The organism is Cellulophaga baltica, from assembly GCF_900102165.1.
Taxonomy (GTDB): domain Bacteria; phylum Bacteroidota; class Bacteroidia; order Flavobacteriales; family Flavobacteriaceae; genus Cellulophaga; species Cellulophaga baltica.
In genome coordinates, this window is the sequence record NZ_FNBD01000003.1 from 124,618 (window position 1) to 137,116 (window position 12,499).

General features: G+C 34.5%; 15 protein-coding genes. 4 read left to right on the top strand and 11 right to left on the bottom strand.

Going from position 1 to position 12,499, the window contains the following annotated elements:
* Positions 1 to 17: 17 nt before the first annotated feature.
* Entirely contained in the window at positions 18 to 611 is a 594-nt protein-coding gene (locus BLQ19_RS06210) for a TetR/AcrR family transcriptional regulator (protein ID WP_074537762.1), read from the top strand.
* A gap of 11 nt (positions 612 to 622) precedes the next feature.
* Here the strand turns inward: BLQ19_RS06210 and BLQ19_RS06215 are convergent, their stop codons facing one another.
* Both BLQ19_RS06215 and BLQ19_RS06220 read right to left on the bottom strand, forming a co-directional pair.
* Positions 623 to 1,099 (bottom strand): CYTH domain-containing protein, encoded by a 477-nt coding sequence (locus BLQ19_RS06215; RefSeq protein ID WP_024482569.1) that lies wholly within the window; start codon positions 1,097 to 1,099, stop codon positions 623 to 625.
* Between the two features lies 1 nt (position 1,100).
* Complete coding sequence (locus BLQ19_RS06220; RefSeq protein ID WP_074537763.1) at positions 1,101 to 1,766, bottom strand: NAD(P)H-binding protein; 666 nt, start codon at positions 1,764 to 1,766, stop codon at positions 1,101 to 1,103.
* Between the two features lie 28 nt (positions 1,767 to 1,794).
* On the opposite strand from BLQ19_RS06220, the gene dinB reads away from it, so the two are divergent.
* Positions 1,795 to 2,895 (top strand): DNA polymerase IV, encoded by a 1,101-nt coding sequence (gene dinB, locus BLQ19_RS06225; protein WP_025616444.1) that lies wholly within the window; start codon positions 1,795 to 1,797, stop codon positions 2,893 to 2,895.
* A 52-nt stretch (positions 2,896 to 2,947) separates the two neighbouring features.
* Here dinB and BLQ19_RS06230 read toward each other — a convergent pair whose 3' ends face one another.
* The 8 genes from BLQ19_RS06230 to BLQ19_RS06265 all read right to left on the bottom strand — a co-directional run bounded on the left by BLQ19_RS06230 (position 2,948) and on the right by BLQ19_RS06265 (position 9,618).
* Positions 2,948 to 3,328 (bottom strand): plastocyanin/azurin family copper-binding protein, encoded by a 381-nt coding sequence (locus tag BLQ19_RS06230; protein WP_074537764.1) that lies wholly within the window; start codon positions 3,326 to 3,328, stop codon positions 2,948 to 2,950.
* 54 nt (positions 3,329 to 3,382) lie between these two features.
* Entirely contained in the window at positions 3,383 to 3,919 is a 537-nt protein-coding gene (locus BLQ19_RS06235; protein WP_074537765.1) for a carboxymuconolactone decarboxylase family protein, read from the bottom strand.
* A 273-nt stretch (positions 3,920 to 4,192) separates the two neighbouring features.
* Complete coding sequence (locus BLQ19_RS06240; RefSeq protein ID WP_074537946.1) at positions 4,193 to 5,041, bottom strand: helix-turn-helix domain-containing protein; 849 nt, start codon at positions 5,039 to 5,041, stop codon at positions 4,193 to 4,195.
* A 194-nt stretch (positions 5,042 to 5,235) separates the two neighbouring features.
* Positions 5,236 to 6,684: a pyruvate kinase gene (pyk, locus tag BLQ19_RS06245; RefSeq protein ID WP_024482563.1), complete on the bottom strand. Its 1,449-nt coding sequence runs from the start codon at positions 6,682 to 6,684 to the stop codon at positions 5,236 to 5,238.
* A gap of 3 nt (positions 6,685 to 6,687) precedes the next feature.
* Positions 6,688 to 7,134 (bottom strand): IPExxxVDY family protein, encoded by a 447-nt coding sequence (locus BLQ19_RS06250; RefSeq protein ID WP_254788256.1) that lies wholly within the window; start codon positions 7,132 to 7,134, stop codon positions 6,688 to 6,690.
* 136 nt (positions 7,135 to 7,270) lie between these two features.
* The gene (gene rnc / locus BLQ19_RS06255) at positions 7,271 to 8,008 is read right to left on the bottom strand and encodes a ribonuclease III (RefSeq protein WP_024482561.1); all 738 of its coding nucleotides are present in this window, start codon (positions 8,006 to 8,008) and stop codon (positions 7,271 to 7,273) included.
* Between the two features lie 7 nt (positions 8,009 to 8,015).
* Entirely contained in the window at positions 8,016 to 9,266 is a 1,251-nt protein-coding gene (gene fabF / locus BLQ19_RS06260; RefSeq protein ID WP_074537947.1) for a beta-ketoacyl-ACP synthase II, read from the bottom strand.
* A 118-nt stretch (positions 9,267 to 9,384) separates the two neighbouring features.
* Positions 9,385 to 9,618: an acyl carrier protein gene (locus tag BLQ19_RS06265; RefSeq protein ID WP_009778413.1), complete on the bottom strand. Its 234-nt coding sequence runs from the start codon at positions 9,616 to 9,618 to the stop codon at positions 9,385 to 9,387.
* A 159-nt stretch (positions 9,619 to 9,777) separates the two neighbouring features.
* Between BLQ19_RS06265 and purN the strand changes: the two genes are divergently transcribed.
* Both purN and rnhA read left to right on the top strand, forming a co-directional pair.
* The gene (purN, locus tag BLQ19_RS06270; RefSeq protein ID WP_074537767.1) at positions 9,778 to 10,344 is read left to right on the top strand and encodes a phosphoribosylglycinamide formyltransferase; all 567 of its coding nucleotides are present in this window, start codon (positions 9,778 to 9,780) and stop codon (positions 10,342 to 10,344) included.
* Positions 10,337 to 10,804: a ribonuclease HI gene (gene rnhA / locus BLQ19_RS06275; RefSeq protein ID WP_025616436.1), complete on the top strand. Its 468-nt coding sequence runs from the start codon at positions 10,337 to 10,339 to the stop codon at positions 10,802 to 10,804. Before purN ends, rnhA begins: the two co-directional genes overlap by 8 nt.
* Here rnhA and BLQ19_RS06280 read toward each other — a convergent pair.
* Positions 10,801 to 12,291 carry a S10 family peptidase gene (locus tag BLQ19_RS06280; RefSeq protein ID WP_074537768.1) on the bottom strand — a complete coding sequence of 497 codons (1,491 nt, stop codon included), beginning with the start codon at positions 12,289 to 12,291 and terminating at the stop codon, positions 10,801 to 10,803. The two genes, rnhA and BLQ19_RS06280, sit on opposite strands and share 4 nt — an antisense overlap.
* Positions 12,292 to 12,499 lie beyond the last annotated feature (208 nt).

Genomic DNA, 12,499 nt, shown 5'->3' on the forward strand with positions numbered 1-12,499 from the left:
GAAAGAGTGACCATCACATGATAAATAAAGATCGTTTTTTAGAAATAGCTATAGCTAAATTCACAAGATTTGGATGTAAGAGATTCACCTTAGATGATTTAGCTCATGAGATGGGAATTTCTAAAAAAACGATTTATGAAACTTTTGACACAAAAGAAACAATAGTTACTGATAGTTTGGATTTTCTTTTAAAGAAGACTGAACTTGAAATTGTAGCGATTACGGCTAAAAAAGAAGCAAACCCAATCCTGTCTATCATTGAGATCTACAGGATTGGGTTTCTTTTTGTTAAAAATATGAGTCCGGCGTACATCAACGGCTTAAAAAAATACTATCCTAAATCCAATACATTGTATTCAGATTTTAAACTGCGTTTTACCCATAAATACATTAAAGAATTATTGGTAAAAGCCCAAAAAAGAAACCTCATACACGCAACCATAAACATTGACCTTACTTGTAATCTATATTTTGGTAATTTAGAAAACCTAAGTTCAAGATCCTCTAATTTATTTGAGACCTATACCGTCGATGAAATTTTAGAACACTTCGTTATCATTCATCTAAAAGGAATTATTACGGAAGACTATTTGAAAGCGCGCAAAAGTTAGTTCAGTACCTTTTATCTAGTTTCCCAAGACTTATAAGGGTGCTTACTCAACTGCGAATTATAATATTTTGTGATCCCTGATACTTCTTCCCCTAACCATACTGGCTTTTTAAAAGCTTCGTTCTCAGAATTTAACTCAACCTCAGCAACTGTCAAACCTTCATTTTCACCAAAGAACTCATCAACCTCAAAAGTATGATTGCCTACTTGCACCTCGTATCTAAATTTATCAATACTACCAGGCTCTGCAATTTTGAGTAAGGCTTCTGCTTCTGAAACAGCAATCTCTTTTTCCCATTCAAATCGAGAAACACCCGTATCATTTCCTTTTCCCTTTATGGTTAGAAATCCTTGCTCTCCTTTAATTCGCACCCTTACCGTACGTTCAGGATCTGTATTTAAAAAGCCCTGAACTATTCTAATTTTAGCGCTTGCCTCTTGCTTATAAGCATCAGATAACACTAAAAATTTTCGTTCTATTTCAACCATACTACTGCGCTAAAGTCTTTATCTTATCCGATGCTATTCTAGCTTCTTTGTATTCATTATTTGCCAACCAAATCATTGCTGCTGCCAATGTATCTGGCGCGATAGTCCTATATTTTTTTAATGGACCTACAAGCAAGACATCTACCACCTTCATTACTTGTTTAAATAGCCATTCTCCAGTTCTTTTTTCAGTTCTATCTCCTCCAATCAAAGAAGGCTGCAATATAAACGTTCTCGTCATTTCTTGTGCCAATACCGCTTCTTCCATTTCTCCTTTCACCTTGTTGTAAAACACTTTGCTTTTTGCGCTTGCGCCCAATGCAGAAATTACAATAAATGTATTAATTCCATTATTTTTCGCTGCTTTTGCTGCAGCAACAGGAATGCCAAAATCTATCTTTCGATAGGTTTCATTATCTGGAGTTTTCTTCTTAGTGGTACCAATACAACAAAATACCTCATCTGCTGTAAAGTTAACTGTATGTTCCTCTAGCGCTAAAAGATCTACTAAATGTTCTTCTATTTTAGGATTGTTTATTGCTACCGATGATCTTGAAAATAATTTAAATTTCTCATAACGTTCATCGTGCAACAGTCGTTCTAGCAAGAGTCCTCCTGTTAGCCCCGTAGCACCAAGTATAATTGCGGTCTTATCTTTTCTTTTCATCAACCTAAATATAGTTTAATTTTGCAGTATGCCAATTGATTTGCCTATTAGAAAAATTATTCATGTAGATATGGATGCCTTTTATGCGTCTGTAGAAGAACTGGATAATCCTGATTTAAAAGGGAAGCCATTAGCCGTTGGTGGTAGTGAAATTAGAGGGGTTGTTTCTGCAGCAAATTATGAGGCAAGAAAGTATGGCGTACGCAGTGCAATGAGCGGTGTAATGGCAAAACGCAACTGTCCGCAACTAACCTTTGTAAAACCTAGATTTGAGCGTTACAAAGAGATATCCCAGCATATTAGAAAAATTTTTTATGACTATACAGATTTGGTAGAGCCTTTATCTTTAGACGAAGCTTACCTTGATGTTACGGTGAATAAAAAAGGAAACCCCTCTGCTTCTTTAATTGCAGAGGAAATAAGGCAGCGCATTTTTGATGAATTAGGACTTGCCGCTTCTGCCGGTATTTCTATCAACAAATTTATTGCTAAAGTTGCTAGTGACTACAACAAACCAAACGGGCAAAAAACAGTAAATCCAGAAGAGGTCATTGAATTTTTAGAGAAATTAGAAATTAGAAAATTCTATGGTGTTGGAAAGGTAACCACAGAAAAGATGTATAAGTTAGGAATTTTCACGGGTTTTGATTTAAAACAAAAATCTGAAGCCTTTTTAACGGAACATTTTGGCAAGAGTGGAGCCTATTATTACCATGTGGTAAGAGGAGTGCATAACAGTACCGTAAAACCACATCGCATTCCAAAATCTGTAGGAGCAGAACGTACGTTTAGCGAAAACTTAAGTAGTGAAATTTTTATGCTAGAACGTTTAGAGCATATTGCAAACGAGCTGGAACGCCGTTTAAAAAAAGCTACTATTTCCGGCAAAACTATTACTTTAAAAATTAAGTATAGCGATTTTACTTTGCAAACACGAAGTAAAACCTTGCGCTATTATATTTCGGATAAAAATCTAATATTAGAAACCGCAAAAGAACTTTTATATCAGGAGAAATTAGAAAACTCTGTACGCTTATTAGGAATATCATTAGCAAATTTAAACACCGATAAAAAAGAAAAAACCGAAGAGAAAAAAATGGTGACCATTCAATTACAATTCGATTTTTAAAACATTGACCCCATAAATTAATTCATGGGGTTAATGAAGAAACACTAAAAAATTATTTTACTGTTAGTATGTTATCTGTAGACGTTGGGTTTAATGGACAGAAATAAACGTATTCTCCTTTTGTTAATGCTGTTGGCTTAGACGTTTGCTTTAAACCAGTACCTACTGCTTTAGTAACATAAGCTGTTTGTATGTGGTTTTCTGGTTTAGTAATGTCTTGTCCCTTTTTTACCAAAACGAATCCCACATCATGCCCTACCGCATTGTTTGCAATTTCAAAAGTATAGGTACCTTCATCAACGGTAATTTGCTTTTGCGTAAACTCACCTTTAGTTTGCTCTAGTGAAATTGTTTTACCCATTTTCATGTCTTGCGCATTTACTGAAAATAGTGATCCTAAGGCTACTGCTAATACTACTACTAAATTTTTCATGTTTTTGTTTTATTTAAATGATTACTTAATTTTTATTAAAATGATTTTTTATTATTAAAGTGCTATACGTACTTCTGGAAAATCTACAGGTACATCTGTAGTTTTATGTAAATAGTTAGAAATTGTTTTATCGCCAACTAGTACTATCGTATCTATTAAGTTTTCTTTGGTCCACCCTGCTGCAAAGAAACTCGCAACCACAGCAGCATCTGTACCACCTCTGTTTTCTGTAATGTTTTTAGATAATGCTGCTAAAGCATTTAATTTAGGATCAAAAGATGCTTTTCCTGCTCGTAATTCTAAAATTTGCTCGTCTGTAAAGCCGTTCATTTTTCCGATTGCCGTATGTGCCGCTAGACAATAAGAACATTCATTAACTTGACTAACGGCTAAGTTTACCACTTCTTTTTCTTTTGCTTTAAGTGATGTTTTTGCACCACTCAGGGCTAAATAATTTTGTAAAGCATTTTCGCTATAGGCATAGGTTGCATATAAATTAGGTACAAATCCTACTGCTTTTTCTAAATTGTCAAATAAGGCTTGATTTGAACTTGATACTTCGTCTCTTTTAGGTACATTAAATGTGCTCATACTAGTATGTTTTTTTAAATTATTAAATTGATATAAAAGGCTTCTCCGCATCACAATAAAAATCGTGATGGTATTTCTCCGAACAATGCGTTTGCGGGATAGCATTAAGCGCTAAACGCTGTTTAGGCGCACTACGGAATATTTCAATTAAGTTGAAGAGTGATTTATTTTTTGATTTCATCTTTTAGCTGTTTTTTAATTACAGTACAAAGATGCGATGAGAAACAAGTTTTTTGTTATCACTAATTTCCCGACTAGTTGTAGAAATTTCCCTTAGCCTAGGGTTGTCTTGTTTTCACGGTATTGTGTAGGAGAGATACTCGTCATTTTTTTAAAGAAACTACTAAAATGGGCAGAATCATTAAAGCCAAGTTCAAAAGCTATCTCTTGATTTTGCTTATCTGTATACTGCATTAAACGCTTTGCTTCTAAAGTGATACGTTCTAATATAATTTGTTGTGGTGATTTCTGATTGTATTTTGCAAAGAGGTTAGAAAGAGTCTTAGGGCTCTTAAAAAGTAAATCGGCATACGCAGCTACCTTTCTCTTTGTCTTGTAATGCGTATCTACCAAAACATTAAATTTTCTGATAACATCTACTTGCTCATTATCAAAATCTTTTAAGATAAGCTGGTCTTTAGCCAAACGCGTACAAATAATTATTAATCGCTTTAAAAGCATTTGAAGCATATCTCCTTGAATTTTATCAGGGGTATTAAATTCATCCTGAAAAATCTCATAAAGTGTTTCAAATTTTTTCTCTTGAGCTTCAGGAATTGTTATCACCGGCAAATCTTGAGTACCGAAAAATAAAATTCCATTACAGGATACCTCACTATCATGATCTGCAATACAGTAAAATTCTCTATTGAATAAAAAACTAGTTAAAGGCAATTCTGTTTTTATAAAGGAAACATGATGCAAGTATGTGGTAGTAACAATCTGATTGGGCTGTAATAAGATGGTTGCATCATCTATGGTAAGTTCTAAAGCGGTACTATTCCGGTTCCACAAAAAACTAATAGTAGAAGAATTAATTCGGAATGATTTTTCGTCTTTCTTAATATTATCTGTTAATCCAAATATGGATCCTAAATTAGTATCGTAGAATTCGTATTTCATATAAGTAGCTTTTTGCGGCATTCAGTTAGTCCGAAATTGAGAACAACCTTACGCCACAAACCTATAAGATCAAAAAATAAATCATAGGGTAGTGGTACTACTTAGTTACGATTAAGGCACCTTAAAAAAAGAGGTGAAAATCAAAAAGCCTCAATCTTAATTTCTAAGATTGAGGCTTTTAGGTAGTGTACTATTTAAGCTTGCATATGTAAAGCTTCTATTTCTGTTACTCTTAAGGTATTCACCATACCTTTATCTTTCATAGGCATTGCCGCAAGACTCACTAACATATCTCCTACTTCTAGGAATCCTTTTTCGCAAGCCATTTTGTTTACATCCTCGATAGTTTCATCAGTAGTAACATATTTATCATAGTAGAATGCTTTTACACCCCACAATAAATTTAGCTGTGTTAATATTCTTCTGTTAGAGGTAAATACTAAAATATGAGCGCTAGGTCTCCAAGCAGAAATTTGAAAAGCTGTATACCCACTATTTGTTAAAGTAGATATTGCTTTTGCTTTAATATCGTTAGCCATTAATGCTGCATGGTAACAAACAGATTTTGTAATAAATCTTTTTGTTCTTACATGTGGTGCTTCATGTGGCACTTTTATTAAGCTAGAATTTTCTACTGTCTCTAAAATGCTAGACATTTTTTCAATAACCTGAACTGGGTAATTACCTACAGAAGTTTCTCCCGATAACATTACAGCATCAGCACCATCCATTACAGAGTTAGCAACATCATTCACTTCTGCTCTTGTTGGTGTTAAACTTGTAATCATTGTTTCCATCATTTGAGTGGCAATAATTACAGGAATTCTAGCTCTCTTAGCACGTAATACTAATTGCTTTTGAATTAATGGAACTTCTTGTGCAGGAACTTCTACACCTAAATCTCCACGAGCAACCATTAAACCATCACAATAAGCTACAATTTTATCAATATTCTCTACCGCTTCTGGCTTTTCTATTTTAGCAATAATTGGAATTTTCTCATCTGTGTGCTCTTTAATAAGATTTTGAAGATCAATTAAATCTTGACTAAAACGAACAAATGATAATGCAATCCAATCTACTTTTTGTGAAATAGCAAAGATGGCGTCTTTAATATCTTTCTCTGTTAATGCAGGTAATGATATGTTTGTGTTTGGTAAGTTTACTCCTTTTTTAGATTTTAAAGGACCTCCTTGAATAACTTTTGCCTTAACTTCATTCTCTTTATTGGTAGAAAGCACTTCAAACATCAACTTTCCATCATCTAAAAGAATCTTCTCGCCAACATTTACATCTTTAGGGAAAGACGTATAATTCATGTAAACGCGTTCTGCTGTACCTTCAAAAGGTTTTCCTGTAACGAAAGTAATTTCATCACCAGGAGCAACAACAACTTCTCCTGCCATTACGCCCACTCTTAACTTAGGACCTTGTAAATCTCCTAATATAGAGACGTTCAATCCTAACTCATCATTAAGCTCACGGATCATTTTAATACGCTCTGCAACATCTTCGTAATCTGCGTGAGAAAAATTAATCCTAAAGACATCTACTCCAGCATTAATCATATCTCTTAGAACTTCTTTCTTACTTGTAGCAGGCCCTAGTGTAGCAACAATCTTTGTCTTTTTTTTAGTTGGCATTATTTAAAATATTAAATTATTTTTAGATTTTAAGGTATCTGTGTTTATCGTATAAGCAGTAATTATTTTAGGTATAGCCAATATCGATTTTAAAATTGCAGTTTCTGCGTCTAAATCTTCTTGCTCTAACTTTATAAAATAATCAACGTTTTTATATTCCGGAATTAAATGTTGTTTCTTAATAGAAGGCATGTCATTAAATAACCCTGTATTATCGTTACTTTCTTCAGATTGTCCACCGTTTGATATCAGCATCCAATAGCGGTCATTTATGGTATCCTTCCATTCAAAAACTGGAAGTGAAATAGTATCAGAAAAAACTAAATTATCTTTTCGCCTTTTAAAACCACATTTAAGAAATTTATTTATGGTGTAGGCTAGTTTAAAGTCCTCTATATTACAATGCAAAGCAATCAAAGCGAAAGAATCTTCGTGAAAATCCAGCGACATTTTATGCATTGCGACCATAGCCTAGTAAAAAAAATCAAGTTGTAAATATATGATTTCTACTCCTCTAATACTAGTAGATGACACTTTTTTAAAGTGTGAAAAGTTGCGAAAACGTTATAGATTCAAAAAAATAACACTATTCTTTATCTATTTTATTTTGTAACGCATAATAAGCTCTTTTAGAAGCAATTTCTTCCGCCTTCTTTTTTGAAGTTGCTCTGGCTTTTGAAATTATTTTTTTATTGATATGGAGTTTTACTGCAAAATGCTTTACCGCATCATTGCCAGTGTCCTCATAAATATCATAGTAGAAAGATTTTTTTTGCTTTTGGCACCATTCTATCAAAAGACTCTTATAACTGATCACTTTACCTTCTAGTTGCTCTATATCAACGTAGGGATCAATTACCCTCTTACTAATAAATTTCTCGCAGTATTTATAACCACGATCTAAGTAAATAGCCCCCACTAATGCTTCAAAGACATTGCCGTGAATATTATCGCCAAAATGTGATTTAGGGATTCTACTTTCTACAAAATGAATTAAGTTTAAGTCTTTCCCTAATTCATTTAAATGCTCTCTACTTACAATTTTAGAGCGCATTTTCGTCAAGTATCCTTCATCACCTGTTGGAACTTCGCTATACAAATATTTAGAGATGATGGTTCCTAACATAGAATCGCCTAAAAACTCAAGGCGCTCATAATTCATAGGCATACCATCTTCATCCTTAATATTCGCAGATCTATGTAAAAATGCTTTCTTATAAACAGCCAGTTTTCTAGGTTTAAAACCTAAAATTCGGGTCATCCCTAAAAAAAAATCCCCATCCTCTTTAGAATGGGAATTAAATATATTTGAGGGAAAATTCATTGGTAGCTTAACTTATTTTTTTAAAGATAACACATGCATTGTGTCCACCAAAACCAAAAGTATTACTTAAAGCAACTTTCACATCTCTTTTTTGAGCCTTATTTAACGTTAAGTTTAATTTAGGATCAATGTTCTCATCAATATGTGTATGATTAATTGTTGGAGGAACAATTCCGTGCTCCATAGACAAAATAGCTGCAATGGCTTCTATAGCTCCTGCTGCTCCTAACAAATGCCCCGTCATAGACTTTGTTGAGTTGATATTTATTTTATGAGCATGCTCTCCAAACACCTTAGATATCGCTTTTAATTCTGCTACATCACCAAGTGGCGTAGAAGTACCATGCGTATTTATAGCATCTACATCTTCTGGATTAAGACCTGCATCTTTTAAACAGTTCTGCATCACGCGCACAACACCAATACCGTCTGGATGTGGAGCCGTCATATGATAAGCATCACTTGAAAGACCACCACCAGCAACCTCTGCGTAGATTTTTGCACCTCTAGCTACGGCATGTTCGTATTCTTCTAGAATTAATGCTCCTGCACCTTCTCCAAGCACAAAACCATCTCTAGTAGCGTCAAAAGGCCTAGAAGCTGTTTCCATTTCTTCGTTTCTGGTAGATAATGCGTGCATTGCACCAAAACCACCCATACCTGCTATGGTTACCGCAGCTTCACTACCACCTGTAACCACCACATCACAATGTCCTAATCTAATGGTGTTCAACGCATCAATAATTGCATTTGCAGATGATGCACATGCAGAAACTGTGGTATAATTAGGCCCCATAAAACCATGTCTGATAGAAATATTGCCTGGAGCAATATCTGCAATCATCTTAGGAATAAAGAACGGATTAAATCTTGGGGTACCATCACCTGCAGCAAAATTTAGAACTTCATTTTGAAAAGTTTCTAAACCTCCTATCCCAGCTCCCCAAATGACACCAACTCTAAATTTATCAACCGTATCAAAATCGATACCACTGTCTTTAATTGCTTCATCTGAAGACACTATTGCGTACTGTGCAAACCGGTCTAATTTCCTTGCTTCTTTTCGATCGAAAAAATCTTCAACATTGAAGTTTTTTAGCTCGCAAGCAAATTTGGTCTTGAATTTCTCACTATCATAATAGGTTATTGGAGCCGAACCGCTTTTACCATTCACCAAACCATCCCAATACTCTTCAATAGTATTACCAATTGGGGTTAATGCCCCAATTCCTGTAACTACAACTCGCTTTAACTGCATTGATTTCATTTTATTTAAGTAAACAACTTTATCAAAAGTAGGTGTAAATTAAAAAAAATATCCATGCGGAGTAATTACCACATGGATATTTTATAATCTTAATTAAGATATCATAAAATTACTTTGCTTCTTCTATATAACTTATAGCTTGACCAACAGTAGCAATATTCTCTGCTTGATCATCTGGAATTTGGATATCAAATTCTTTTTCGAATTCCATGATTAACTCAACAGTATCCAATGAATCTGCTCCTAAGTCGTTTGTAAAGCTTGCTTCAGCAACAACTTCGTTCTCATCAACTCCTAATTTATCAACGATGATAGCTTTAACTCTTGATGCAATATCTGACATAATTATTCTTGTTTTAAAAATTTAACTGGTGGCAAAAATAAAAAACTTTGGATTAATAACACTATTTGTCGTTAAAATGTATCAGATTTTAACCAAATTAATTACAAGAGTGTTATTTTAGCCTTAAATTTTTCTCCTTCAATAACCCCAAAACACCCTATGAAACGTATTGTTCTTTTTGCTTCTGGTTCTGGATCTAATGTTGAAAACATAGTACATTATTTTCAAGATAATTCTGAGGTTACTATCGCCGCTGTATTTACTAACAAAAGCGATGCCAAAGTTTTAGATAGATGTAAAATGCTGAAAATAAGCGCCTTACACTTCAACAGAACCTCATTTTATGATACTGATTGCCTATTAGACATTTTGAAGGGAATGAAACCAGATCTAATTGTATTGGCAGGATTCCTCTGGAAAATCCCTGAAAAACTCGTGCAGAGCTTCCCAAATAAGATTGTAAATATTCATCCAGCTCTGTTGCCAAAATACGGAGGAAAGGGAATGTATGGAATGAATGTTCATAATGCTGTAAAAGCCAATAATGAACTAGAAACAGGTATCACAATCCACTTTGTGAACGAAAATTACGATGAAGGCGCCATAATAAGGCAAGAAAAAACCCAAATTGCACCTAAAGATAGCGCTGATGATATCGCTAAAAAAATACACGAATTAGAATACAAACACTTTCCTAAAGTTATAGACCAAATATTACATGGATAACATACAAGTACATATTTATACTGATGGAGCTGCAAGAGGAAATCCCGGTCCTGGTGGATATGGTATTGTCATGGAATGGGTAGGAAAACCCTACAAAAAAGAATTCTCAGAAGGTTTTAAACATACTACTAATAATAGAATGGAACTTCTTGCTGTAATTGAAGCTTTAAAAAAACTTAAAAACGAAGGCACCTATGTAAAAGTCTTCACAGATTCTAAATATGTGGTAGATACTGTAGAGAAGAAATGGTATGTAAAATGGGAAAAAACGAATTTTAAGGGTAAAAAAAACCCAGACCTCTGGAAGCTTTTCCTTGTGGAATATAGAAAACAGCACGTTTCTTTTCAATGGATCAAAGGTCATAACAATCACAGACAAAATGAACGATGCGATGCTCTTGCTGTTGCTGCATCAAAAGAACGAAACCTTAAAGAAGATTCAGGCTTTAATCCTAGTTAATATTTTGCGCTTTTACCACTAGCCTGAGTTTTACGTATAAAAGCGCGAATATCATCATTAGCATTTTTTAAATCTTCTTTACGCAAATACATCATATGCCCACTGCGGTAGCCTTTAAATTCAAAACGATCTTTCATACGCCCACTAGGATCTACTTGCCACATGGTATATTTTGCGTTAAAATAGGTAGTAGCCCCATCATAATACCCACTTTGCACCAACACATTTAAATACGGGTTTTGCGCCATTGCTTGTCTTAAATCATCACGAGTATGGTCATCACTATCATCCCAAGGGTGCACTGGGCCAAACATATTGTATTTAATATCTGTCTTGAAATTTAACTCTTCCTGTAAATAATAATTAATTGCCGGTGTAAAACTGTGCAACCATGAGGTAAGTTCTGCATTATAATCTGGTTTGTCTCCAGAAATCTGCCTATCTACACCTAAATACCTACTATCTAATCTTCCTACCGTATAACCACTTTTATCTTTTAATAAATTTTTCCAAAAATAGCTTGTAGGCACTACCAGGTTTTGATCCAGTATTTCTTTTTTAGTCAAACCAGCGTAATATGCCATTTTCTCTGCCACAGTATTTCTTTCGGTTTCAGAAATAAAACCACCCTTAGCTATTGCAGGCAACACACTATTTATAGTATACGCCTCGACTTCTGGCAAAATATCATTCAAATCTTTCTGCTGTAATGCTGCCGGCAATGCTTGATGATGCCATGCCGCCGCCGTGTAGTACGGTAAATTAAGCGCTCCTGAAACAGGACCATCTTCCCTTAAAACCTTATAGTCTGCTGGTGAAACCATGATAACACCGTTTAAATACATCCATTGCTGATTTTGCAAGGCAAGAGACAAGCCCATAACTCGTGTGCCTCCATAACTTTCTCCTATTATATACTTTGGAGAACGCCACCGATTATTTCTGGTTACAAATGTATTTAACCATTCTGCCAAATATTTTATATCAGCATTAATCCCAAAAAACTTTTTACGATCTACCTCTTTTCCTGTTTCAGGAATAGTTCTACTGTAGCCCGTATTTACAGGGTTTACGTATACAATATCTGTTTCATCCAAAACAGAATATGGATTTTCATTTACACCATAAGGTTGCACGGGATACCCTTCATCATCAATCTTCAATATTCTAGGACCTGTATACGCCAAATGCATCCAGACCGATGCAGAACCAGGCCCACCATTAAAGGAAATAAGTAGCGGTCTTGAAGCGCTATCCTTTACATTGTCTCTTGTATAATAAGTATACTGTAAGCTTGCGATTGGCTCTCCCTTTTCGTCCCAAACAGGTTGCATGCCTGCTTGTACCGTATAATTAATTAAAGTACCGTTAATGGTTGCTTTACTTTTTGTTGTAATAATCGTATCTACGGGAATTTTTCTTCCCTGTGCAGAAATAGCGGTTACTACTAAAAACGGAATTAAAAGAAGATAATGTACAGCCTTCATAATTTGGTAAGTAAAAAATTGATTTCTAAAAATAATGCTTTTTAAAGAAACGCAGGTCACTAAGCCTAAAGAACATAAGAAAATAAACGGTCTTTAAAACAACGGTAAGCCCTGCGCGTTTATAGAAGTGAAACAACTTAGTTAAACTGTTCATACTTTTTTAAAACTCCCTTACATACCTCAAAAGTTACCCTTATATTTGCACAAA